This window comes from Comamonas sp. GW821-FHT11H03 (genome assembly GCF_058807955.1).
In genome coordinates, this window is sequence record NZ_JBXARF010000003.1 from 186,007 (window position 1) to 211,260 (window position 25,254).

The 25,254-nt window shown below is 58.1% G+C and carries 18 protein-coding genes and 1 pseudogene; 12 read left to right on the top strand and 7 right to left on the bottom strand.

All coding sequences use genetic code 11. The annotated features are described in order from the left end of the window. Window positions 1-25: 25 nt before the first annotated feature. From AC1RTQ_RS09225 to AC1RTQ_RS09235, 3 genes are all read right to left on the bottom strand, one after another. Complete coding sequence (locus AC1RTQ_RS09225) at window positions 26-1,975, bottom strand: AMP-dependent synthetase/ligase (protein ID WP_492875123.1); 1,950 nt, start codon at window positions 1,973-1,975, stop codon at window positions 26-28. Window positions 1,976-2,051: 76 nt separating this feature from the next. Continuing rightward, window positions 2,052-3,596 (bottom strand): MHYT domain-containing protein, encoded by a 1,545-nt coding sequence (locus tag AC1RTQ_RS09230; protein WP_492875125.1) that lies wholly within the window; start codon window positions 3,594-3,596, stop codon window positions 2,052-2,054. Window positions 3,597-3,716: 120 nt separating this feature from the next. Then, the gene (locus AC1RTQ_RS09235; RefSeq protein ID WP_492875127.1) at window positions 3,717-4,352 is read right to left on the bottom strand and encodes a GntR family transcriptional regulator; all 636 of its coding nucleotides are present in this window, start codon (window positions 4,350-4,352) and stop codon (window positions 3,717-3,719) included. A gap of 121 nt (window positions 4,353-4,473) precedes the next feature. Between AC1RTQ_RS09235 and scpA the strand changes: the two genes are divergently transcribed. The 6 genes from scpA (at window position 4,474) to AC1RTQ_RS09265 (ending at window position 12,874) form a co-directional block, all read left to right on the top strand. Further along, window positions 4,474-6,648, top strand: coding sequence for a methylmalonyl-CoA mutase (scpA, locus tag AC1RTQ_RS09240; protein ID WP_492875129.1), 2,175 nt, complete (start codon window positions 4,474-4,476; stop codon window positions 6,646-6,648). A gap of 37 nt (window positions 6,649-6,685) precedes the next feature. Further along, window positions 6,686-7,690, top strand: a complete 1,005-nt coding sequence (meaB, locus tag AC1RTQ_RS09245) for a methylmalonyl Co-A mutase-associated GTPase MeaB (RefSeq protein WP_492875131.1) — start codon at window positions 6,686-6,688, stop codon at window positions 7,688-7,690. A gap of 80 nt (window positions 7,691-7,770) precedes the next feature. Further along, window positions 7,771-9,306 carry an acyl-CoA carboxylase subunit beta gene (locus AC1RTQ_RS09250; protein WP_003065036.1) on the top strand — a complete coding sequence of 512 codons (1,536 nt, stop codon included), beginning with the start codon at window positions 7,771-7,773 and terminating at the stop codon, window positions 9,304-9,306. 27 nt (window positions 9,307-9,333) lie between these two features. After that, window positions 9,334-11,382 carry an acetyl-CoA carboxylase biotin carboxylase subunit gene (locus tag AC1RTQ_RS09255; RefSeq protein WP_492875134.1) on the top strand — a complete coding sequence of 683 codons (2,049 nt, stop codon included), beginning with the start codon at window positions 9,334-9,336 and terminating at the stop codon, window positions 11,380-11,382. A gap of 145 nt (window positions 11,383-11,527) precedes the next feature. Continuing rightward, on the top strand, window positions 11,528-12,340 hold the full coding sequence (locus tag AC1RTQ_RS09260) for a YdcF family protein (protein ID WP_492875136.1): 813 nt from the start codon (window positions 11,528-11,530) through the stop codon (window positions 12,338-12,340). Window positions 12,341-12,409: 69 nt separating this feature from the next. Continuing rightward, window positions 12,410-12,874, top strand: a complete 465-nt coding sequence (locus AC1RTQ_RS09265; RefSeq protein ID WP_003054918.1) for a VOC family protein — start codon at window positions 12,410-12,412, stop codon at window positions 12,872-12,874. A 53-nt stretch (window positions 12,875-12,927) separates the two neighbouring features. Here AC1RTQ_RS09265 and AC1RTQ_RS09270 read toward each other — a convergent pair whose 3' ends face one another. Further along, window positions 12,928-14,025, bottom strand: a complete 1,098-nt coding sequence (locus AC1RTQ_RS09270) for an outer membrane protein transport protein (protein WP_492875138.1) — start codon at window positions 14,023-14,025, stop codon at window positions 12,928-12,930. A gap of 190 nt (window positions 14,026-14,215) precedes the next feature. On the opposite strand from AC1RTQ_RS09270, the gene AC1RTQ_RS09275 reads away from it, so the two are divergent. Beyond that, window positions 14,216-15,154 carry an alpha/beta hydrolase gene (locus AC1RTQ_RS09275; protein ID WP_492875140.1) on the top strand — a complete coding sequence of 313 codons (939 nt, stop codon included), beginning with the start codon at window positions 14,216-14,218 and terminating at the stop codon, window positions 15,152-15,154. Here the strand turns inward: AC1RTQ_RS09275 and AC1RTQ_RS09280 are convergent. After that, window positions 15,124-16,230 (bottom strand): site-specific integrase, encoded by a 1,107-nt coding sequence (locus AC1RTQ_RS09280; RefSeq protein WP_492875142.1) that lies wholly within the window; start codon window positions 16,228-16,230, stop codon window positions 15,124-15,126. The two genes, AC1RTQ_RS09275 and AC1RTQ_RS09280, sit on opposite strands and share 31 nt — an antisense overlap. Window positions 16,231-16,620: 390 nt before the next feature. Here AC1RTQ_RS09280 and AC1RTQ_RS09285 point away from each other — a divergent pair, with 390 nt between their 5' ends. Both AC1RTQ_RS09285 and AC1RTQ_RS09290 read left to right on the top strand, forming a co-directional pair. After that, window positions 16,621-17,604 (top strand): DNA-binding protein, encoded by a 984-nt coding sequence (locus tag AC1RTQ_RS09285; RefSeq protein WP_492875144.1) that lies wholly within the window; start codon window positions 16,621-16,623, stop codon window positions 17,602-17,604. 434 nt (window positions 17,605-18,038) lie between these two features. After that, window positions 18,039-18,719: pseudogene (locus tag AC1RTQ_RS09290) on the top strand (aminotransferase class I/II-fold pyridoxal phosphate-dependent enzyme); the annotation flags it as partial. Window positions 18,720-18,824: 105 nt separating this feature from the next. On the opposite strand, the gene AC1RTQ_RS09295 reads toward AC1RTQ_RS09290, so the two are convergent. Then, a complete protein-coding gene (locus AC1RTQ_RS09295; protein WP_492875146.1) occupies window positions 18,825-20,393 on the bottom strand; it encodes an argininosuccinate lyase in 1,569 nt (522 codons plus the stop codon). Between the two features lie 366 nt (window positions 20,394-20,759). Further along, window positions 20,760-21,650, bottom strand: a complete 891-nt coding sequence (locus AC1RTQ_RS09300) for a LysR family transcriptional regulator (protein ID WP_492875148.1) — start codon at window positions 21,648-21,650, stop codon at window positions 20,760-20,762. Window positions 21,651-21,730: 80 nt separating this feature from the next. On the opposite strand from AC1RTQ_RS09300, the gene AC1RTQ_RS09305 reads away from it, so the two are divergent. The 3 genes from AC1RTQ_RS09305 to AC1RTQ_RS09315 are packed head-to-tail and all read left to right on the top strand — an operon-like array spanning window position 21,731 to window position 24,478. Further along, window positions 21,731-23,110: an acyclic terpene utilization AtuA family protein gene (locus AC1RTQ_RS09305; protein ID WP_492875150.1), complete on the top strand. Its 1,380-nt coding sequence runs from the start codon at window positions 21,731-21,733 to the stop codon at window positions 23,108-23,110. Between the two features lie 3 nt (window positions 23,111-23,113). Beyond that, a complete protein-coding gene (locus AC1RTQ_RS09310; RefSeq protein ID WP_492875152.1) occupies window positions 23,114-23,476 on the top strand; it encodes an AtuA-related protein in 363 nt (120 codons plus the stop codon). Window positions 23,477-23,506: 30 nt separating this feature from the next. Beyond that, window positions 23,507-24,478 carry a Bug family tripartite tricarboxylate transporter substrate binding protein gene (locus AC1RTQ_RS09315; protein WP_492875154.1) on the top strand — a complete coding sequence of 324 codons (972 nt, stop codon included), beginning with the start codon at window positions 23,507-23,509 and terminating at the stop codon, window positions 24,476-24,478. The last annotated feature ends 776 nt before the right edge of the window (window positions 24,479-25,254 follow it).

The window sequence follows — 25,254 nt, forward strand, 5'->3', positions numbered from 1 at the left end:
GTTCCTTGAACCCTCTATAGATCAATTACTGATCCTTTGTCTTCCAACTATCAATAGGCTTGCCATACATCTGCTCGATAGCGTCTTTGTAGTGGGCCATCAGGTTTTTTCGCTTGAGCTTGAGGGTAGGGGTCATCAGTCCGTTGTCAATGTTCCAGCTATCCCTGACCAGGTGGATGGCTCTGGGTACGGCATAACGGGCGAAGTTGCGTGTCTGCTTTTCGATTCGGGTAAGTGCTTCTCTCTCTGCCGCTGCATGGTGCAGACTGGATCCGTCATTCGGGTTCAGTCCAACACTCGTGGCGAGCATTTCCCATTCCATTTGACTAACAACCGCAATACAGGCAATGAACGGACGATCCTCGCCAACCACAAACACTTGCTCAAACAGGGGATCGACGAGAATGGCCTGTTCCACATCATTGGGAGGCACTTTCTCACCCGTCGAGGTAACAATGATTTCCTTGATGCGACCTTTGATTCGGATACGACCATTTTCGATTGAAGCTTGATCGCCGGTTCTCAGCCAGCCATCGGCAGTAAAGGCTTTGGCTGTATCTTCCGGACGGTTCCAATAACCGCGCATCACCACCGGGCCAGACACCTGCAACTCCTGGTCCTCGCCAATTCGAACCTCAATTCCCGGCAGTACGCGGCCAACCGTATCGGGCCAGTTATCGTCGAGTCCGTTGGCGCTGACGACAGGAGCGGTTTCGGTCATGCCATAGCCTTGAACCATGGGAAGGCCCAGACCCAGAAAAGTGCGAGCAATTGTCGGAGACAGTGGAGCTCCGCCACTCACAGCCACGCGCAGCCGGCCTCCAAACTGCGCAAGTAAGGGCTGGGCGACCAGTTTGCGCAAAAGCCAACTGGGCAAGGCGGAAGCCCAGCCGGCCTTGGCTTCCAGTTGGTCGCTCCAGGGCATGCCTTGACGAGCGCAGAAGCTCTTCCAGCCTTTGTTGACTGCTGCGTCGAACAGCTTGTGCTTGAAAGGGCTTGAAGCAAGCGACTCCTGAATCTTGGCATAGACACGTTCATAGATGCGAGGCACCGAGATCAGTACGGTCGGCCTGACCTGCTTCATATCCTGTCCGAGTTGTGCGACAGAGCGTGCGTAGGCGACGCAGGAACCGGTAGCAACGGCAAGGTAGTAGCCTGCAGTTCGCTCAAAAGTGTGTGAGAGCGGCAGAAACGAGAGAAAGACGTCCTCAGGGAAGGCCTTCACACGCTGCATCACCGCGTGTAAATCACTGACCACATTGTCGTGAGTGAGCATGACGCCCTTGGGCTTTCCCGTTGTGCCGGAGGTGTAGACAATGCCCGCCAGCTCGGTTTTCTTTGGTGGCAGGGGGAGGGCAGAGGTATGCTGCTTACCAGCCTGAAGCCAGGCAGACAAAACAATGACCGGCTTACGCTGCAAAGCCTTGACTGAGTCCTGCGCTGCTTGTTCGGCAGGTACGACGTAGGCGTTCGATGAATCGATTGGGCGGCCTTGCTGTGCGTGAATGACGGCCTGGAGTTCGGGCAGGTCCTGACCTGTTGCACAAATTTTCTGCCAGGCCTTGGCGTCAGCCACGACCAGCAAGGAAACACCCGAGTCGGCCAGGATGTAAGCAATGCTGCCGGCATTGTCGATGGCATGCAGAGGAACTGGCACGTAACCACAGCGCAGACAGGCCTGGTCGATGGTCATTGCATCAAAGCCATTAGGCAGCAAGATTGCAACCCTTGCACCGATAGGAAGATTTGAGGCGCACAAGGCGCGGCTCCACAGAGTGACGCGTTCGGCTGTTTCGGCCCAGTTCAGGCTTTTCCAGGTATTTGTGCCTTCATTGAACTCTCGGTAAGCCTCGGCCGATGGCGTGCAGCGAACCCGCATTGCCAAAAGCTCTGGCAAGGTTTGCACTTGCTCGATAGTCAAATGCTGTTTCTCTGCTTGGAGACCCAGTACATCGGTTTCACTTACTTGGTTCATGCGCTTGCCTTCAGGAAGCGGGCAATTTCCCGCTACGTGAATGATAGCGCCAGAGAAATTCAGGCTGGTATAGGACTCAGATTGTGGCTCCAAGCGGGATATCGATGCTTTGATAGCAGACGGCGATGTAATGGTGCAGGCGATGCTGCTCGTCGCGCACAGCCGTCAGGGAAATCTGATGGCGGTTCCTGTCATGGTGCATGACACGCAGGCCTTGCCAGTGTCCTTTCTTACCAATTTCCGTCCAGATCTGCGACCACTGGACAGCCTTGTTGGCATCGTCTTGGATGAAAAGACTGGAAAACTCCTTGTTCTTCGCTCCTTGGCGGTTCAAGCCGCTGATACGTGCAAAGGCCGGGTTGATGTCTACAATTTTCCGGTTCGCATCAAGGACCACCATGCCTTCGAAAGAATGATTGAATACCGTGGCAGCTATATGCAGTTGCCGCTCGGTTCGCTTGCGGTCCGAGAGATCAGTCAGAAGGCCTAAATACATGCGCTGACCTCGTGCTTCGGCCTGGCTCAAGGCCAGGCGCAAGGGAATCAGCGTGCCGTCCTTGTGCTGGCCAAGCACCTCTGAAATTTTGTTTTTCAGAGGTGGTGCGTTGTTTCGCTGGCCGGCTTCATGCTGTTCCAGATAATTATCATGCTGGTTGAATAGCGCAGCGGGCATGAGTATTTTCACGTTCTGGCCCAATACTTCATCTGGGCTCCAGCCGAATATGACCTCAGCAGCAGGGTTGTAATCGGTTACGCATCCCTGATTATCGATGCAGATAATTCCATCTGCTGCCATATTCACCAAAGCTTGCAGTCTTGCTTCATTCATGTCCACTTTTTGCCAGCGACTGCGGTACTGAATCAAGGCATTGGCCTGTGCGATCAGTCCGCCAAATAACAGAGTAATCACGGCAATGGTCAACGCCAGAATCAACCGATCGTTCGATGATGCCGCGTCATGCATTTCATGCTCGGCCGTGACTCGCAGCGCCAGCATGGCTGTGTAATGCATGCCCGAGATCGCGGCGCCCATGATGATGGCCGCCAGTGTTTTGCGCCAGTGGTCCTGTTTGAGGTTGAAGCGTGCCAGCCCGAAACGAATCCAGAGCGCTAAGGTAGCCAGCGCTACGCCAACAATGAGAGAAATGGCAAACCAGAGTGGTGAATACTGGTGCGTGGCAGGCATGCGCATTGCCGCCATACCGCTGTAATGCATGGCAGCAATGCCGATACCAACAGTCAAGCCACCTAACGCCAATTGCCTGATATGGAGTTCATTGTGGGCCAGCAAGGCAAGGGCAACTGCTGATGCTGCGATACCTGGGATGATGGAGAAGACGGTGACCAGCAAATCATACTGAACTGCAGCATGCATCGAATAAGCGAGCATTCCAATGAAATGCATGGCCCAGATGCCTATGCCTAGTGCCAGCGAGCCACTCGCAATTGACCAGTTGCGCAACTGCCTTGACGTGGCCAATCTGGCAAAAGCAGCATGGCGCAAAGCTTGACCGGAGGCAATCCAACAAACTGCCAGCGATAAGGTCACGAGGAAGGGGTCATATTCACCCTTGAGCACGTGTGCATCGGCAGACGGGTTCCAGAAAAATTGCGCCAGCATGAATCATGATCCTGTAACACTGAAAGCACATTCAGTTACCTGGCGAGCTTCTCATGAAGTGGGTAAGCCAATATTTCAAAGATGTAGGATAAATACTAGACCGGATCAAACGTGGATCTCTTAGATCGCAGCGTCGAGTCCATTTGAGAAATGCTGCTGCACTGCGCTCATGGCAATTTTCGGATCGCGCTGCAGTAGGGCCTGCATGATGGCCTCGTGCTCTGCCAGGGAGTCTTCAATACGGCCTTGTTTGAAGAGCGATTTGTGACGGTTCAGCTTCATGACCTTGCGCAAATCGGCTACCAGCTGGTTACGCCAGCGATTATCGGCAATATCGAGAATCTGCATGTGAAAGCTCTCGTTGAGCGCAAAAAAACGCTCGGCGTCGGCTGTGTTCCGCTTCAACTCTTCGTGGGTCTGCTGCAGACGCTGCAATTGCTCGTCCGTGGCCTTGCCGGCAACCTCGGCCGCAGCATCTGCCTCCAGCAGACTCAGTAATCGATAGACGTCGGAGATGTCCTTGCGCGATACCTCGGTCACGTAAGCGCCCCGGCGCAGCTTCATGGTCACCAGGCCTTCAGCGGCCAGTACCTTCAGTGCCTCACGCAGGGGGGTGCGGCTGATGCCGTATTCCTCGGCAATCTTGAGTTCGTCGATCCAGGCTCCGGGCTCAAGCTCTCGCCGGAAGATGCGTTGACGCAACTGCTCGGCGACCTGCTCATATAGCGCAAGAGGAGTAAGTGTTTTGCTTGTCATTACGCGAGATTATATGCTGCAGTATTTTGAATTCATAATTATGAATCATGTACACTAGGCGCATCTAGGTAGTTCACCGCAATTCCAAACTTCACTGCGTGCACCGCATACGAGAGACAACATGAGCCAAGAGAATCCGGCACAGGACCCACAAGAATTTGCACCCGCTGATCTGCAAGCCTGGAACAAGGCCGCCAACAAGGCGGCCCCCGGTGGCGATATCAACAACCTGAACTGGGTCACGCCGGACGGCATCACCGTCAAGCCGCTGTATACGGCCGAAGACACGCAAGATCTGCCATTCACCAACACGCTGCCTGGATTCGCCCCTTATATCCGCGGCCCCCAGGCCACCATGTATGCAGGCCGGCCCTGGACCATTCGCCAGTACGCAGGTTTTTCCACCGCCGAAGAGTCCAACGCCTTCTATCGCAAGGCGCTGGCTGCCGGCGGTCAAGGCGTTTCCGTTGCTTTTGACCTGGCTACGCATCGTGGTTACGACTCCGACCATCCACGTGTGACGGGTGATGTGGGCAAGGCCGGCGTGGCAATCGACTCCGTCGAGGACATGAAGATTCTCTTCAACGAGATCCCCCTGGACAAAGTCTCCGTTTCCATGACTATGAACGGTGCCGTGCTGCCCGTGCTGGCCGGCTATGTGGTGGCTGCCGAGGAGCAAGGTGTCCCGCAGGACCAACTTGCCGGAACGATTCAGAACGACATTCTGAAAGAGTTCATGGTGCGCAACACCTATATCTACCCGCCCAAGCCATCGATGAAGATCATTGGCGACATCATCGAGTACACGAGCCAGAACATGCCCAAGTTCAACTCGATCTCGATTTCTGGCTATCACATGCAGGAAGCCGGGGCCAATCAGGCGCTGGAAATGGCTTTCACGCTGGCTGACGGCAAGGAATACGTGAAGACCGCCATCGCCAAGGGCATGGATGTGGACGCTTTCGCGGGTCGCCTGTCCTTCTTCTGGGCTGTGGGCATGAATTTCTACCTGGAAGTGGCCAAGATGCGCGCCGCACGCCTGCTGTGGTGCCGCATCATGAAGGGTTTCCATGCCAAGAACCCCAAGAGTCTGATGCTGCGCACCCACAGCCAGACATCGGGCTGGTCGCTGACCGAGCAGGACCCCTACAACAACGTGGTGCGCACCACCATCGAAGCCATGGCAGCCGTGTTCGGCGGAACCCAGTCCCTGCACACCAATGCGCTGGACGAGGCCATTGCCCTGCCCACCGAATTCTCGGCCCGCATTGCCCGCAACACACAGCTGATCATTCAGGAAGAAACCCACATCACCAACGTGATCGATCCCTGGGCGGGCTCCTACATGATGGAAAAGCTGACCCAGGAGATGGCCGACAAGGCATGGGCCATCATCGAGGAAGTCGATGCCATGGGCGGCATGACCGCAGCGGTGGACAGCGGCTGGGCCAAGCTCAAGATCGAAGCCGCCGCCGCCGAGAAGCAGGCGCGTATCGATTCCGGCAAGGAAGTCATCGTCGGCGTCAACAAGTACAAGCTGGCCAAGGAAGACCCGGTCGACATCCTGGAAGTGGACAATGTCAAGGTGCGTGACAGCCAGATCGCACGGCTCAGGAATATCAAGGCCTCACGCGATACCGTCAAGGTGGAAGCCGCACTGGCCGCCATCACGGCTGCGGCGGAGTCCGGCGAGGGCAATCTGCTGGATCTGTCCATCAAGGCTGTGCGCCTGCGTGCCACCGTAGGTGAAGTCTCCGATGCGATGGAAAAGGCTTTTGGCCGCCATCGCGCCGATACCCAGAAGGTGACCGGTGTGTATGCTGCTGCTTATGACTCTGCCGAAGGCTGGGACAAGCTCAAGGAAGAAATCAACACCGCTTCGCAGGCCATGGGCCGCCGTCCCCGCGTGATGATCGCCAAGCTCGGTCAGGACGGCCATGATCGTGGAGCCAAGGTGGTCGCAACCGCCTTTGCCGACCTGGGCTTTGACGTGGACATGGGGCCGCTGTTCCAGACCCCCGAAGAATGCGCGCGCCAGGCCATTGAGAACGACGTGCACGCCGTGGGCGTATCGACCTTGGCCGCCGGGCACAAGACTTTGGTGCCGGCCATCATTGAGGAGCTCAAGAAGCAGGGCGCGGACGACATCATTGTCTTCGTGGGCGGTGTGATTCCCGCTCAGGACTATGACTTCCTCTACAGCGCGGGCGTCAAGGGCGTATACGGCCCCGGCACCCCCATTCCTGCCAGCGCCAAGGATGTGCTGGAGCAGATCAAGAAGGCCAACGGTCTCTGATCGGCCGGCAAGCATCGATAGCAAAGGCGATCGCGACGTGACACCTGAGCAAATGCAAGACGGCATCCTGCGCGGCAACCCTGCCGTGCAGCGCCGGGCCATGGCCAAGGCCATTACCTTGCTTGAATCCTCCCGGGCCGACCACCGTGAACAGGCCGACGGCCTGCTCACCGCTCTGCTGCCGCATACGGGCAAGGCGTTTCGCCTTGGTATCAGCGGCGTGCCGGGCGTTGGCAAATCCACCTTCATCGAAGCTCTGGGCCTGTACCTGATAGAGAAAGGGCTGCGTGTGGCAGTGCTGGCGATCGACCCGTCCAGTACCGTCTCGGGCGGCTCCATCCTCGGCGACAAGACCCGCATGGAGCATCTGTCCATGCGGCTGGAGGCCTATATCCGCCCCAGCCCCAGCAGCGGCACGCTGGGCGGCGTGGCCGAAAAGACGCGCGAGGCCATGCTGGTCTGCGAAGCCGCCGGTTATGACGTGGTCATCGTCGAGACCGTGGGTGTGGGCCAGAGCGAGATCGCCGTGCACGGCATGACGGATATGTTCTGCGTGTTGCAGCTGCCCAATGCAGGCGACGATCTGCAGGCCATCAAAAAGGGCGTGATGGAGCTGGCCGACCTGGTGGTCATCAACAAGGCCGACATCGACCCCCATGCCGCCACGCGTGCCCAGGCCCAGATCACATCGAGCCTACGCCTGCTGGGGATGCACGGCAACCCCGATCACGCCAACACCGGCGCGCTGTGGCAGCCGCGTGTGCTGCAGATCAGTGCCTTGCTGGGGCAGGGAGTGGAGGGTTTCTGGGCTGCAGTCAGCAGCTTCAGGGTGCTGCAGACCGCCAACGGCCGCTTGGCCCTGCGCCGCGAGAAGCAGGCCCTGGCCTGGATGTGGGAGCGCATCGACTTCGGTCTCAAGCAGGCGTTTCGCCAGCATCCGCAGGTCAAAGCCATGCTCCCCGTCCTTCAGGACGATGTGGCCTCGGGTCGCATCGCCGCCAGTACTGCAGCAAGAAATCTGCTTCTAGCCCAAATGCAGTAGGCGCTAGTAGCTCTCATTACCATAGCATCGCAGCATCACCATTGCGAGACAAGCAACCCAAATCACGTTAGAGGACAAGCATGCAAGACGATATCCTGAAGCAGCTGGAAGCCAAGCGAGAACTCGCTCGGTTGGGTGGGGGACAAAAGCGCATCGATGCGCAGCACAAGAAAGGCAAGCTGACGGCGCGCGAGCGTATCGAGCTGCTGCTGGACGACGGCACTTTTGAAGAGTGGGACATGTTCGTGGAGCACCGCTGCACGGACTTCGGCATGGAGAACACCAAGATCCCCGGTGACGGCGTGGTCACCGGCTACGGCATGATCAACGGCCGTCTGGTCTTTGTGTTCAGCCAGGACTTCACGGTGTTCGGCGGCGCGCTGTCCGAAACCCATGCCGAGAAGATCTGCAAGGTGATGGACCAGGCCATGAAGGTCGGCGCTCCTGTCATCGGCCTCAACGATTCGGGCGGTGCACGTATCCAGGAAGGCGTTGCCTCGCTGGGCGGCTATGCCGATGTGTTCCAGAAGAATGTACTGGCCTCGGGCGTGGTGCCCCAGATCTCCATGATCATGGGCCCCAGCGCCGGAGGCGCCGTGTACTCGCCGGCCATGACCGACTTCATCTTCATGGTCAAGGACAGCTCCTATATGTTCGTGACCGGCCCGGAAGTCGTGAAGACCGTGACCCACGAGGAAGTCACGGCCGAAGAGCTGGGCGGGGCCATCACCCACACCACCAAGAGCGGTGTGGCCGACATGGCTTTCGACAACGACGTGGAAGCACTGATGATGCTGCGTCGTCTCTACAACTACCTGCCCTTGAACAACAAGGAAAAGGCTCCCGTGCGCGAGACTACCGACCCTGTTGGTCGCGCCGATATGTCGCTGGATACGCTGGTGCCTGAAAACGCCAACAAGCCCTACGACATGAAGGAGTTGATTCTCAAGACCGTGGACGATGGCGATTTCTTCGAGCTGCAGCCCGAGTACGCCAAGAACATCATCATCGGTTTTGCCCGCATGGCCGGTCAGACCGTGGGCGTCGTGGCCAATCAGCCACTGGTGCTGGCAGGCTGCCTGGACATCAAGTCCTCCATCAAGGCCGCGCGCTTCGTGCGCTTTTGCGATGCCTTCAACATCCCCGTGGTCACCTTCGTGGACGTACCTGGTTTCATGCCTGGCACTTCCCAGGAGTACGGCGGCATCATCAAGCACGGCGCCAAGCTGCTGTATGCGTATGCCGAAGCCACGGTGCCGAAGATCACTGTCATCACGCGCAAGGCCTATGGCGGTGCCTACGACGTGATGGCTTCCAAGCATTTACGCGGCGACGTGAACCTGGCCTGGCCGCATGCCGAAATCGCCGTGATGGGTGCCAAGGGCGCGGTGGAGATCATCTTCCGCGAAGACAAGAACGATCCGGTGAAGCTGGCTGCGCGTGAAGCGGAGTACAAGGAACGCTTTGCCAACCCCTTTGTGGCCGGCGCCCGTGGCTTTATCGACGATGTGATCCAGCCGCACGAAACGCGCAAGCGCATCTGCCGCTCGCTGGAAATGCTCAAGAACAAGCAGCTGGACAACCCCTGGCGCAAGCACGGGAACATCCCCCTGTAAGAACAAGAAGAACCAGGAGATATATCCATGTTTACCAAGATTCTGATCGCAAACCGTGGCGAGATCGCCTGCCGAGTCATCGCCACCGCCCGCAAGATGGGCATCCAGACTGTGGCGGTCTATTCCGACGCCGACAAGGACGCGCGCCATGTCAAGCTGGCCGACGAGGCCGTGCGCCTCGGTCCTGCGCCCAGCCGCGAGTCCTATCTGCTGGGCGAGAAAATCATTGAAGCCTGCAAGCAGACAGGCGCACAGGCGGTGCACCCCGGCTACGGTTTTCTCTCTGAGAACGAGGGCTTTGCCAGGCGCTGCGAAGAAGAGGGCATTGCCTTTATCGGCCCCAAGTCGCATTCCATTGCGGCCATGGGCGACAAGATCGCGTCCAAGAAGCTGGCAGGCGAAGCCCAGGTCAACACCATCCCCGGCTACAACGACGCCATCGCCGGCCCCGAGCAGGCCGTGGAAATCGCCAAGGGCATTGGCTACCCCGTGATGATCAAGGCCTCGGCCGGTGGTGGCGGCAAGGGTCTGCGCGTGGCATTCAACGACAAGGAGGCCTTTGAAGGTTTTGCCTCGTGCCAGAACGAAGCGCGCAACAGCTTTGGCGACGACCGCATCTTCATCGAGAAGTTCGTCCAGGAGCCCCGCCATATCGAAATCCAGATTCTGGGCGACAGCCACGGCAATGTGGTTTATCTGAATGAGCGCGAATGCTCGATACAGCGCCGCCACCAGAAGGTGATCGAGGAAGCGCCTTCGCCCTTCATCAGCGACGCCACCCGCAAGGCCATGGGCGAGCAGGCCGTGGCCCTGGCCAAGGCCGTCAAGTACCAGAGCGCTGGCACCGTGGAGTTCGTGGTCGGCAAGGACCAGGACTTCTATTTCCTGGAGATGAATACCCGTCTGCAGGTCGAGCACCCGGTGACCGAATGCATCACCGGACTCGATCTGGTCGAGCAGATGATTCGTGTGGCTGCCGGCGAAAGACTGTCCTTTGCCCAGACCGATGTGAAACGCGACGGTTGGGCCATCGAGTGCCGTATCAACGCCGAAGACCCATTCCGCAATTTCCTGCCTTCAACTGGCCGCCTGGTTCGCTTTGCGCCGCCCGAGCAGACCATGTGGCAGTCCGACACCGAGCATCTGAACGGCGTGCGTGTGGATACCGGCGTCTACGACGGCGGTGAAATCCCCATGTACTACGACTCGATGATCGCCAAGCTCATCGTGCACGGCAAGGATCGCAACGACGCCATCGCCAAGGCCCGCGAAGCGCTCAACGGTTTTGCCATCCGCGGCATCAGCTCCAACATCCCGTTCCAGGCGGCCCTGCTGGCGCACCCGGACTTTGTTTCGGGCAAGTTCAACACCGGCTTTATCGCCCAGCACTATGCCGACGGCTTCCATGCCGAGGACGTGCCCCACGATGATCCCGACTTCCTGGTGGCTCTGGCCCTGTTCCGCAATCGCCGCTATCGTGCGCGAGCATCGACCATTACCGGCCAGATGCAGGGCCATCAGGTGCAGGTGGGTGAGAAGTACACCGCTGTGGTTCTGGGGGCTGAAGGCCAGAACAAGTACGTGACCGGCGAAGTAACCGACTTCGATGCCCAGGCGCGCGTTTGCAAGGTGGTGATCGGCGAGAAGGCCTACGACTTCCGCAGCAATGCCGATATTCGCGACCTGGTGGTGCGTGGCGTGTGCAACGGCAAGGCTTTCACCTGCCAGATCGAACGCGGCAACGGCAAGAACCCGCTGGCACTGCGCGTCATCCACAACGGCACGCAAGCCGATGTGCTGGTGCTCTCGCCCAAGGGCGCCGAGATGCACAAGCTCATGCCTTACAAGGCCCCGCCAGATCTGTCCAAGTTCCTGCTTTCGCCCATGCCTGGCCTGCTGGTCGACGTGGCAGTGCAGCCCGGCCAGAAGGTGCAGGCCGGGGAGAAGCTGGCCGTCATCGAAGCCATGAAGATGGAGAACATCCTGTTCGCAGCGCAGGATGGTGTGGTCAGCAAGATCAGTGCCGCCAAGGGCGACTCGCTGGCGGTGGACGACATCATTCTGGAATTCGAGTGATGAGAGCTTTTCGGGGCCTCTGTTCAGAGCCGATATGGTCTGAGCACAAGGCCCCGAAGCAAAGGCCCGCACGGCTTTGGCTCTGCGGGCTTTCCAATTTTCAATAAGATCGGCTCTATCCTTTATCCAGACTCAGCTAGTAGCTATGACATTGAAAGCAGATACAACGATTTCCCGCCCTGCCAGATTGGCGCGAGCGCTGCTGGCTCTGTTGGGGACGCTGCTGCTTGTCGATGCTCTGGTGCTGATGTGCATGGGGCACTTCAATGTGGGGGTGGTGTTGCCCGCCGGCTTGGGCGCTGCGGCCTTGGGGCTGAGCTGGAAATGGCGGGCCGTGCAGTACTGGCGTGAAGCCAGGCGCCTGCATGCAAGGCTCTGGTCACTGGCCTGGGCCGGCTTGGCGCTGTGGCTGATCAGCCTTTTCTGGTTCTGGAGCCGCCTGTCCGGCCTGGGCCTTGCGCCGCAGCAAGTGCCGCCCGTGCAATCCATCGTGGTGCTGGGCAGCGGCACGCTCGACGGCCATCCAAGGCCGGTTCTGGCTGCGCGACTGGATCAGGCGGCGCAACTGGCCAAGCTGCAGCCCCAGGCCTTGATCGCCGTTTGCGGCGGTGTGGATTGGGGTGAAAAAGAGTCGGAGGCCGAGGTCATGGCTCGCTATCTGCAGCTGCGTCACGGCATCGCGGCGCAGCGGCTGGTACTGGAAAAGCTCAGCACCAGCACCGAGCTGAATCTCAAGCTCAGCCGGCCCTTGCTGGCCGAGCGCGGCGTGGCCGCGGATGCACCCATGGCCATGGTCAGCAGCGACTTTCATCTGATGCGCGCCATGGACATTGCGAAGCGGCAGGATCTGCCTCAGGTCTATCCGGTGGCGGCTCCGACCCCTCTGGCCACGCGTTTCAATGCCTGGCTGCGCGAATACTTTGCCATGGCCAGCAGCTGGTTGCTGGGCGAGGTCTGATAATTCAATAAAAACCGGCTATAGCGCTTACCAGTATTGCGCTTTAAGCTATCAATCAAGGAGTCATTCATGAGCAATCGTCCTTTCAAGGTTCTGGGGATTCAGCAAGTCGCCATCGGTGGCACCGACAAACAGCGCATGAAAAAGCTGTGGGTGGACATGCTGGGTCTGGAGCAGACCGGCACCTTCCAGAGCGAGCGCGAAAACGTGGACGAGGACATCCTGGCCATGGGCCGGGGCGCGATGAAGGTGGAAGTGGACATCATGCAACCCATGGACATCGAGAAAAAGCCTGCCGTGCACGCCACGCCGCTGAACCACATCGGCCTGTGGATCGACGACCTGCCCAAGGCCGTGGAATGGCTGACGGCCAATGGCGTGCGATTTGCGCCCGGCGGTATCCGCAAGGGAGCTGCAGGCTATGACATCACTTTTCTGCACCCCAAGAGCAATGACGAGTTTCCGATCGCCGGCGAAGGCGTGCTGATCGAGCTGGTGCAGGCTCCGGCCGACGTGATTGCGGCGCTGGGCTGAGTGCTTCGGGCGCCGACAGTCAGAGTGCAGCAGCGTGAAAGCTGCGATTGCTCTTAGAACTGATAGCCGAGCCTGATCCCGAACGCCGTGGCGGACTCGGCATCGAAAGCCGCCAGGGTCGTGCCGCCGCTGGAGATATCTACCGAGCCCAGACGCTGGTAGCTCAGCCAGGGCGTGAGCTTGAACTGCCCTTGCTGATAGCTCACCCCCACCGTGTAGCCAAGGCGGCCATCGGTGGGGCGCAATGGCGACAGCGCGGCCTTGTCGCTGCGCTTGTCATAAGCCACGGCGACAAAGCCGGACCAGTTCGCCGCCAGCCTCTGCCCAAGACCCAGCGTGTAGGTGGTGGTGTCCTCCATGTCCGCCAGGCTGCGGCCTGGGAGTATCGCTGCCAAGGTCTGCGGGTGTAGCCGGAATTGCGACCAGTTGGTCCAGCGGACCTGTCCAAAGAGCAGGGTACCTGGCGTGATGCCTGTCTGAATATCGAGGTTGAAGCTCTGCGGAGCTGTCGATGCCGTCCTTGTTTCGCCCGGCCATAGGTTTTCACGGGTCGCGATCTTGTGCTTGATCGCCGAGTAATAGGTTGCAGCGACGCGCAAAGCCATATCCGGGCGCTCATAGCTCATGCCCAGCAAGTAGCCTGGCTCGGTACTGGGTCTGAAATCCACCCGGTACCCATTGAGCGCTCCAAATACCATGCCCCCCAGGGCGACATGTCCTTCGGTGCGTTGCAGGCGCAGACCGCCATGCACGGCCCAGTGCTCATCCCAACGGTAACGTAGCGCTCCCATGAGCTCATGGCTGCTCACGCGGGCCTGCGTGCCGCCAAAAAGAGGCGATTGCAGCGGGCTGTAAGCGATGTCAAGGCCAAAGGGCTTGCTCAACATCAGCAGCAACGAGGTGCGTGGATTCACATCCTGCTTGTATGCAAAGCCCCATTGGGTGTAATCGTCAGCCACCTGTCCGGTGGACTTGCCCAGGGCATCCAGGCCCTGGATCCGGGGCCGAACCGTATAGGTCTCTACGGAAAGATAGCGGCCGTTCTCAAATAGAGGTCCGAGATCCTGGCCTGTTCTATCAAGGCCGCCGGCCTGGGCGCAGAGCCCCCACATCATGGTTGCACAGCCAGCCCCCGCTTTTGCTTTTCTCAACGCCTGCTCCAACGCTCTGATTTCAGTTACATGAATGTAATTTAATGTGTCTAAATGACAGGTGCATAGGTCTAATTGGAGGATGCAGGCTCGTGCTGTTGACGCTTTCGGGGCTCTAGAGAGCTACCAACGTGGCTTATGCTGCTCGCTGCGAGTGATCGCCGCCCGAAGCCCAAAGTAGCGAAGAAAAATGCCTCCCATCTCGACCGTCCTCACGAGCGCTTACTACGACCGCCAATACAACGCCCGCGCCAGCGTGCAGGATCCGTTGGCATATATGACGCGCTACACGCAGGAAAGCCAAGCCGCGTTTGCATTGCCTGGCGCAGTTCGCAACCAGCGCTACAGCCCCAGGGCTACGGATGTTCTGGATATCTATCTGCCCGCAACTCGGGCAGCGAAAGCACAGGCTGCGCCTGTTTTCATCTTCATCCATGGCGGCTACTGGAAGGCCTTGAGCAAAGATGATTCGGCTTTCATGGCTCCCGCACTGACGCAACAAGGTGCCATCGTCGTGGTGCCTGACTACGATCTGGCTCCGTCCTTCACGCTTGACCATATCGTCGAGCAGATGCGCCAGGCCTATGCCTGGGTGGTGCGCAATATCGCCATCTACGGCGGTGATGCCTGCAATATCTGTGTCTGCGGCAGCTCAGCCGGTGGACATTTGGCAGCCATGCTGCTGGCTAGGGGGTGGCAGCAAGACTATGACCTGCCAGTGCAGGCCGTACCTCGATCAGTATTGACCTTGAGCGGTCTGTTCGACTTGCAGCCGCTGCTGACAACCCATATCAACGACTGGATGCAGCTGGACGATGCTGCAGCCATACGCAACAGCCCGCGCTTTCTTCTGCCCGATGCGAGTACGCATGGTCAGTGCCAGCTGCGCGTGAGTTGTGGCGAGTTTGAAAGCCATGAATTCAAGCGCCAGTCGCGCGAATATCTGGCTGCCTGGCAGGCGCGTTGCCTATCGGGGCAATGGGTGGAGGCGCCGGCGACCAATCACTTTGACTTGCCACTGCAACTGGCAGATGCACAATCCGCCGTTCATCAAACTGCACTGCAACTGATGGGGCTTGCGTCTGAGCAGCCCTTGCATCAGTCCTCGTCCAGCATGCGCGCGGCCTGATTGTTGAGTGCCGAGTCGGCACGGAAGTAACCGAGTACGGTGTTCACACTATGGTGCCCGGTCAATGCCATGGTGTCAGCCAGCGGCAGATTGCGTCTGCCGGCCTCGGTCACAAATCCCGAGCGTAGTGAGTGTGCCGAAAAGTCTCCTTCCACCCCAGCCAGCGCACAGCGTTTTTTGACGATGTTGCGCACCGCAGCTGGAGTCAGTGGCTCTGCCACATGGCCTCCTTTGCGGATTCGCCTGAAGATAGGACCTTCGGTGATCCGTGCAGCATCCAGCCATACTCTCAAGGCAATGGCTGCACGGCCGGTAACGGGCTTGTGATTCTCGGGGGCATCGGTGCCGCTCTGGTTGGTCTTGCTATGGCTCAGGGTGTAGATGAATTCCCCATTAGCCACGGTGCGCAGGAAACGCATATCGGCGCCAGCCACTTCGGAGCGGCGACGCCCGCCACTGGCCCAGGCAAAAAGCAGCAGCGCCCGGTCGCGCAGGCCGCGCAAGCTGTCGTCGCAGCTGGCCAACAACTCCTCCAGCACATCGCGCGTCAGCGCCTCTTTTTTCTGCGGCAACTCGCCGCGCCTTGCATAGGCCTTGCGCGTGCGCGACATCAGCTCCCTGACTGCCCCGTCCTGACAGGGATTGGGCATGGCATGCACCTGATGCGCCTTGGACATCACGGCCATGCGATGCACCAGCGTGCTGTGTGAAGGCGCTCCTTTTTTGCCCTTGTGGCCGGCTGCAACCAGGGCTTCATCGATTTCGGGCGGCATTTCATGGGTCAAGCCCGCACCGGTCTGCCTCTGGGCATGGTCGATGATGAATTGCAGCACCGTGGAAACCTGCAGCGGCAGTTGCATGGGCTGGCCAAGGCGCAGCAGATGCCAGGCTGCCCAGTAACGCATGGCGCTCTGATAGCTGCTGCGCGTATTGCTGGATTCGCCTTCCTGCATGAGCTCCTTGATGGCTTCATGCGCTTTGGGGGCAAGAGCGGACTCAGGCGCATCCTGTATCTGCAGGCGGTTGGCATCAAAAGTCACGGGAGCGGGGAAGGGCGAGGGCTTGCTTGAATCCATGGCGCTATTTTCTCCCTGACTTCATCTGCCAACCGCTGTCGATTGGCGGTAGTCAAGAAGTCTGTAGAAGCCGAGCGGCTTTGAGCGGCAAGTTCCAGGAGCGGCTAACAGACCTGGCAGGGCATGCCGAAAGTGAGACGCACGAGCGACGCAAGCAGTTGCACCAGCGACACGGCGCCGAGTATGTAGACAAATCAAAGAAATTTCTCTCGCTCAATGGAAAACGCCCTCTATCCACAAATTCAGATGCTGAAAACGCGGTAATGTATGTTGTCATCTGTATGAAAATTTCATACGTAATATTTAATACATAAGATGTATTGTGTATTACACAAATAGAATATAGATCACGATAACAATCACTTATCGTTAGTTATTTGAAAAATGGATATGAATACAAGCAAAACTACGTCCAGAGGTGTTCAGGAGTCCGATGTCTGGGCTGCAGCGGATGCTTTGATTGCCCAGGGGCTGCGTCCGACCATAGAACGGGTGCGTCAGCAGATCGGGCGAGGCTCTCCCAATACGGTCAGCCCCATGTTGGAGACCTGGTTTGCAACGCTGGGCCGTCGTCTGGGCGTGGCCGGAGAGCAGGACCCGTCCGTGTTGCAATCGGTGCCGGACCCTGTGCAGCGTCTGGCCGAAGAGCTCTGGAATACGGCGCAGGAAGAGGCGAAAGCCGCTGCCAGCAAGGCTTTGGATATTCGCGAACAGGCTTTGAAAGCTGCAGAGCAGGCATTTGTGGCTCAACAGGAGCAACTCGCGCAGCGCCAGGCCACCATGGAAGCGCAAAAAGATGCGCTGAATCAAGCCCTGCAGGCAGCTCAAAATCACGCCCAAGACTTGGCTCGGCGTCTTGACGAAATGCAGCAGACGCTACAGGAACGTGATCAGCGCCTGGAAGAACTACGTGATGAGCTGAGCAATGCCGTACGCCAGCGTGAGTTGCAGCAGCAAAAGCACAGCGAGGAAATTCAGTCGGCCGCCGCCGAGCGCCAGCGCATGGCTGAGCAGTACGCAGGCAACGAGCGCCATATGCTCAACGAGGTCGATCGTGCGCGGCAGGAACTCACTGCAGCGCGAAAAAGCCTGCAGGACCAGGAGCGCAAGGCAGAGTCCCGCTATCAGGAGTTGCAGACTCGCTTTGAACAATCTGAGCAGGAGATCCTGAATCTGCATGCCCAGTTGCAGACCGCCCAGAACACGGCTGCATTGGCGCAGGAGCGTGCAGCCGATCTCAAGAGCCTGCTGGAGGCACAACAAAGACTGGCGGCTGCAGCCAATGCTGCGGATCCAAATGTGGCCCAACCTCTGGCGCGTCGAAGCAATCTGGCGGCAACCCGTCGCTCCATAAACAGGCGAACCTTGCGCTAACCGTTATCCGGCGCCCAGGCTGCGATCCAGCTCAGTCTCGGCACCGCATGCTTCACCGCCGGTTGATGCCGGTGGCTTGTCAATATTGGCGGTCAATGCCAAGCCGTAACTGAAGAGCAATGAGTATTTTGAAAAGAATAATCGGCAACGTTCTATATTTCGGTACGCTTTTGTCTTTAATAGCGGATGGCAAGAAAAGAAGACAAGAACCTATCCCGCCAATGGACATGGCATCAGTTTTGAGATAGGCGATCTCGATCCACGCTTCCTGGTAGCAAACCGCTTTCTCCTGAGTTCACGCATTTCCAGGCCTTCTGCTTTTTGTGGGCCTGGACGGGCCTTCCGTTGCTTGATCCTTTTATCCGGAAGTAGAGGCGATCGTGGACTTACTCAAATGCATCTTTCACCAATCACCGGAGGCCGCACTTTTCGCGTTGTTGGTCTATTCATTCTCCAAATACTTTGGTGCCACTGGCTGGCGTCTGGGTGTCGTGGCCGCCCATAAGGAAAACATCTTCGACTTGGCATTGGGCAAGCTGCCTGAGTCGGAGATAACAGCGCTCGATCATCGCTATCGTTCGCTTCTGCCCGATGTGCGTTCATTGAAATTCATAGATCGCCTGGTTGCCGACAGCCGCGCTGTTGCCTTGAATCACACGGCCGGTCTGTCCACGCCGCAGTAGCTCCAGATGACCTTGTTCTCGCTGTTTGCGCTCATGGACGAGAGCGACCAGTAAAAGCACACGCTCAAGCAACTGATACGACGTCGTGAAGCAACGCTGTATCGCGAGTTGGGAACACCTTCGCAAAGAGATGAAAATGCGGTCGATTACTACACCTTGATTGACCTGCAGGACATGACGTCGAAGCTTTATGGCGAAGCGTTCTTCAAATGGGCGGTCAAGCAGTCCTCGACCGGCGACATGTTGTTCCGGATTGCCGACGAAACAGGGATCGTGCTCCTGCCGGGGCGCAGCTTCAGCTCGGACCGTCCATCAGGACGCGCCTCCTTGGCCAATCTCAACGAGTATGAGTACGCGGTCCTAGGTCGTGCACTGCGACAAATGGCTGACGAGCTGTACGCGCAATACACCCAGCAAGGAAACAAGCGCTGACGGCGAGGGTGCTTCAAGGCTTGCGGCACCGCCAGCCGGAAAAATGCCAGCCCGGCCACCAATGCATTTGAAAAGAGGTTTTGGCCTCTTTTCTTGCTTTCCTATTCAGTGAGCCGTCAGGCGTATGAAGTCGCGATCAAGATCCTTGATGGCCGTCTCGATGCGTTTGCTTCGCTCGGCCGTCCACTGCTCCTCCTGGGCAAGCATTTGCCTGGAGCGCGCAATCATGCGGGCCATCTCCGCAGGCTGGGGGCCGCCAGCAGTCACACGATTCTTCACGATGGCCACAGGGTCCAGCGCTGCCCGGAACTCGCTCTCTGACATTGGCAGGCTGCCGTTCTCGATGGGCATCTCGTGTTTCAGCGTCGCTGCATAGATGCGCTGAGCATCGGCGTATGGGAAGTCGCGTGGGGTGATATTGCGCTCCTTGGCAAAGCTCACGACCTCCGACGCAAAGTGGTGGCCAACGCGGAACGGCAATTTGTACTTGCGCATCAGTACATCGGCCACTTCCTGGGATGCCGTCCAGTCGAGATTGAGCTCCTCCAGCGCGCGCTCGGGATTGATGACCAGGCCGCCTAGCACCTTGTCAAACCCCTGAAGAGTGGAAATCGTGGCACCAACGAGCGCCGAAGAGTCATGGGAAGACTTGTTGTCGCTCATTCCCGGCGGAATATTGTGCTGGCTGATAAGGCGCCCCACACCCAGGGTCAAGACCCGCGAGGCATTGGCGCGGGTGTCGTTGAGCAATCCAGGATTGTGCTTCTGAGGCATGGCGCTGGAGACATAGGTGTTGCCTCCGCCTTCCCGCAGCAGAATCCAGGGTCTGGGCTGTGCATACTGCACCATCACGTCCTCGACAAAAGCTCCGACATGCAGGGCAATGCTCGAAGCAACTGCGCCAACCTCCACCGGCATTTCCGCAGCCAGGATTTGCGCGGCATCGTAGGCGTTATTCACGGTGACCGGGTAGCCAAGGTACTTGGCCATGCGCTCCCGATTCAGCGGCCAGCTGGTGCCGTTGAGAACCGTAGTGCCCATTGCCGACTGGTCGATGCGTGCAAAAGCCTCGTGAAGACGCTGGGCATCACGGTCAAAGCCCGCGAGATGCCCCAGAAGATAGTGCCCGTAACTGTTGGGCTGGGCCGCAACCCCGTTGGTATAGTTCGGAACGACTGTGGCGGCATAAGTCTCGGCCAGCCGCAGAAGATGAGCACGGGTCTGAGCCAGCTGCCTGGCCAGACGCAGCATGTCGTCGCGCTGTATGGCGGAGCGCACGGTGGCCAGCATGTCCTGACTTGAGCGCCCGGCATGCAGCAAGGTGGCTTCCACGCCGGCAGCTTCGATGAGCAGGGGCTCGAATGTGATCACCAGACCCGGTCGTTTTCCGTTGGGGGCATCGCCTGCCGCCAGCACACTCTGTAGACCTCGTGCAATTTTGGGCGCCATGGCTTTGTCCAGCAGGCCTTCGTCGGTATTGATGACTGCCGAAGCCTTGTTGATCTGGCCCAGCCAGAAGAAGGCATCTCGCTTTGACTCCTGCGCAAGCGTGACGTTGGCCAACGCTGCCAGCGCAAACCCAGCAACTAGCAGCTTGCGCAGCACGCCGTCGGTGAGACGGCCAGGGAAATTGAGGTTGGCGGCAGTGCGCTTGCGGCTGGTTCTGAACTTCATGTATGTCTCCGCGGCTTTAGAAAGTGATGCTGAGCAAGGCCAGCTGCACTGCATGACCGACTTGCGTTCTCTGCAAGCACAGATGCGAGATATCTCTGCATGATGCAAGGACGCAAGTGGCTTCAATGGGCTGACCCGTAAGCAGCTGAGCTTAAGACCAAGAGAGGACAGCGTGTAGATGCGCAAACCTGGACAGTGGCAGGCTGACGACAGCTGGCCATGCATGCCGTGTTTTCGCGCACTTCGCAGTTGCAGGCGTGGCCATAGTCTCCTGGGTTTCGGAGGAGCTGATCCCTCATGCTTGGCTGCATTCGCAGCGTGGCTGATCGCCGAGCATTTGCGGCCTGGATTTCGCAGGCATGGGGTTCAGGCGTTTGCAGGACGCATGTCCTGCATCAATTGATAGAGCGCTTCAGCCACCAATGAAAGGCTGCGCTCTCGCTTCCGGACCATGTAGATCTGCCGGTCCATACCTGGCAGCAGCAGGTGCCGCGCCACCAGCCCCGGCTTGTCGAAGTGAAACAGGCTCAGCGCAGGAGCTACGGTGATGCCTAGTCCGGCTTGCACCAGCCCCATCACGGTGGCCAATTGCTCAACTTCAACGAAAGTCTGCATCGTTCGAGGAAAAAAAGCGGCCTCCAGATACTGACGAACGCTGCTGTGGCGTGCCAGGTGGATGAATGGCCAGGGCGTCAGATCCTCCAGCGACAGCGCGTCCTTGACCGCCAGTGGATGGTCGCTAGGGCACACCATATAGAAGCCGTCACTGCAAAACGGCTCAGCCTTCAGGTCGGGTGTATCCACGCGTATGGCGGCCAGTGCAAAATCCGCCTCTCCATTGGCCACGGCAGCAATGCATGGCTCGGACAGCACGTCCAACACACTCAGCTGAACTCCCGGATGGCGGGCCGTGTACACCTTCAGCACCTCAGGAAGCCAGCCTGCGGCAAGGGATGGCAGCAATGCAATTGATACGTGCCCGTGGGCCAGTTGTGCTGTATCACGCATCGCTCTTTCGCAGGCAGCGAATTCTGTGGCGAGGCGCTCCGCAGACTGCAGGAATCGTTCTCCTTCACGGGTAAGCACCACGTGTCTTGTGCTGCGGTCGAAAAGTTTGAGACCTACCGTTTGCTCCAGGGAGCGGATGAGTGCGCTGAAAGCCGGTTGTGACAGGTGGCACATGCTGGCGGCCTGGGTGAAGTTCTTTTGCTTGGCCAGTACAAGGAATGCCTGCACATCGCGCGACGATAGATTCATTTGAAATGCAGATTAATTAATCTCAATTATCGATTTCACAGCTTATAGCGGTTTTCCTATAGTGGGCAACAGGAGGTTTCATGACAAGAGTGCAAAACGAAACGACGTCATTGCTCATCGGATGTGCGGCAGGCTTTTCCGGCGATCGAATTGATGCGGCGCAACCCGTCGTGCAGGAGCTGATTCGACAAAGCAAACCTGCCTTTCTGATCTTTGAAACGCTTGCTGAGCGCACTCTGGCACTGGCACAGCTTGCTCGTCGTCAGGATCCCGATGCAGGCTATGAGCCTCTCATGGTGGAGTTTCTCCGGCCCGTGCTCGCCGACTGCCTCGCGCATGGCATTCGAATCGTCAGTAACTTTGGCGCGGCCAACCCACAAGGTGCAGCGCGAGCCATCGCTGTATTGGCCAAGGAGCTCGGAACGCGCCTACCCCAAATAGCGGTGGTTCATGGAGATGACCTCAGCGGCCCCGCGCATTACCAGCTGCTCGAAAAAGCCCTGGGCTTGGACATGCCAGAACAGCAACTGGTGAGCGCCAATGCCTATATAGGTGCACGCCCCATTGCCGAGGCCCTGCTGGCAGGCGCGGACATTGTGGTGTGCGGCCGCGTCTCCGACCCCTCACTGGTGGTGGGACCTGCCATGGCCCACTTCGGCTGGGCCTGGGATGACTGGAATCGCCTGGCCCGAGCCACGATGACCGGGCATCTGCTGGAATGCGGAACCCAGGTCTCTGGCGGCTATTTCGCAGACCCCGGGTACAAAGATGTACCGGACATGGACCGCCTGGGGTATCCCATTGCCGAAATCGACAGCGCGGGCAACAGCACCATCTTCAAGCCATCTCTGACCGGGGGGTGCATCACGGCAGCCACGGTCAAGGAGCAGTTGCTCTACGAAATCCATGACCCTGCCTGCTACCTCACGCCAGACGTTGTTGCCGACATTACCCAGGCAGAAGTGATTTCGGTCGGACCTGACCGGGTTCGCCTGGAAGGTGTCATCGGCCACCCGAGACCGGAGATGCTCAAAGTCAATGTCTGCTTCGAGTCAGGGTGGTTTGCCGAGGGAGAGATCTCCTACGCAGGTCCAAGAGCCGTTGAACGTGCGCGTTTGGCCGCCCAGACCATATCCAGGCGCTTGACGAATATTGCGCCCCTTAGAACAGACCTGATCGGCGTAACCAGCGTCTGGGGAAACGACACCAGCGACTGGCTGACTGAAGCAAGCATTGTCGGCGAATCCCGGGATGTTCGGCTTCGCATGGCCTGGCAGCATGCCGACCATGCAGTCGCTGCGCGTCTGCCGCGCGAGATAAATGCCTTGTATTGCTGCGGCCCGGCGGGGGGAGGGGGCGTTCGCACCCATATGCGCCAGCGTCTGGGAATGGTGTCGTGCCTGGTACCTCAGCAACAGATTACGACTGGCTTCCACTGGACCAAGTCGCATCAGGAGTAAGCCATGAACTCAAGCCTTACCGTTCCCCTTTACCGAGTTGCGCATGGACGCACGGGTGACAAAGGCAACCGCTCCAACATCAGCGTCATTGCATGGCATCCGCAGTTGTGGGAAGTGGTGTGCGAGCAAGTCACCGAACAAGCCGTGATTCGTCTGTTTGCAGACCGCAAGCCAAGCTATGTCCGGCGATACCTGCTACCCAGGCTCCACGCCATGAATCTGGTGCTCGACAACGTGCTGGATGGGGGGGTCAATGACTCGCTGAATCTGGATAGCCATGGAAAAACGCTGTGCTTCAGGGTGCTTGAAATGCCTGTCGTGGTTCCATGCCATCTCGAGTCACTGCTGGCCGGTCCGACACCCTGAATTTCTACAACAACCACTAGGAGACAAACCATGAAATTTCTGACACGACGCACTGTTCTTGCATGCGGTGCAAGCCTGGCAATCAGCCCCTTGGCCTTTGCACAGGGCGAATATCCAAACAAGCCCATTACCTTTATCGTTCCGTTTGCCGCCGGCAGCGCCACAGACCAGCTTGCGCGCGCCTTGGGACAAGCCGTTACCGAGCAAACCAAGCAGCCGGTCGTGGTGGAAAACAAAGGCGGTGCCAGTGGCATGATTGCAGCTCAAGCGGTGGCCAAGGCCGCGCCTGATGGCTACACCGTGCTCATCACGACCAATACGACGCATGCGGCCAATGAACATTTGTACAAAAGGCTCTCCTATGACCCTGTCAAGGATTTCACCCCCATCACAGGTCTGGGCAAAGGTGGGCAGGTTCTGGTCGTCCCTGCGACTTCGCCATATCACTCCGTGGGCGAGCTGCTGAGCTACGCCAAAGCCAATCCCAGCAAGCTGAGTTTTGGCAGCGGCAGCTCTTCAAGCAGAGTCGCAGGCGAAATGCTCAAGCAGCTCGCTGGCGTCGATATCCTTCACGTTCCCTACAAGAGCAATCCGCTTGCTCTCACGGACCTTCTCGGAGGGCAAATAAACCTGATGATTACAGACGTCTCGACGGGCGTTCCTCAGATAAAGGCGGGTAAGTTGCGCCCATTGGGATATTCCACCCAGAAGCGCAGTGCACAGTTGCCTGATGTTCCGACCATCTCGGAAGCTGGTGTCAAAGGCTATGACATGGGCTACTGGTTTGCCGCTTACACACCCGCCAATACATCAGCACCTGTGGCGGGCAGACTCAACCAATTGCTGACCAAAGCCGTGAACAGTGCTGCGGCCAAGTCCTTCTTCAATATGTCTGGCTCCGAAGCCTGGACCACCTCAGCCTCGGAGTTGGCACAATTCCAAGCCGCCGAAACCACCAAGTGGGGGCAGGTCATCAAGGCGGCAGGCATTACCCCTGAATAAAGCAGACGACTGCGCAGCGGTCAAGGATATTGGTCGCTGACTCGCACATCACTCACTTTTCAAGTGAACAGCCCGGCAGCCTTGAGGTGCTTGGCGCTCGCTGTAGAGCACGCCACCACGCGTTATGCAGTTGCATCTGCGAGACGTTGCGCATGAAAAATCGTCCCGTGCCGAAGTCGACGGAGACGTGAAAAGTAGCAGAACAAAAGGCTCATGTGATGAGCCACGCCTCACCAAAGTGCCCGATGCTCCGTTATCGGAGTTGAAAAATTCTGGTCAATTGCAACTCCAAACCATGCGTATTAACCTTTGGCCAAGGCAAGCACCAGACTGAGCAGACTACCGCTTGACACCACCTTGGATATCGACGTCAATCTTCCAGTATGGGTAGCCGATCTGCTTGATCTGAGCAATTGAAGTCACCCTGCGTAAGGCAACTTAATATAAGCATGGTAATGCAAATACCTCAGAATCCAGCCTTTGAGAATTCAAGCAATTTTTTGGCGTCGACAAGAGGTCTTTAATATGGCATCAGTCGACTTTCAATTAAGTCGTCCCGAAATATTTCGACACTCTTGAGAAATTGGGTAAATGGCAGGACTTGCCATTAAGCAAAACGAATATCACCGTCAAAGCACGTTGAACTACCGCTGCGTGAGCTAAAGAGCACCATGGAGCCGTGGATTGAACAATCTGGAAGCATCGCCGGGTTGTGCACATCCACCCTAGCAGCAGCCAGATTTCACTGCCCTTCAGCCAACTATGCTTGGCTGCAG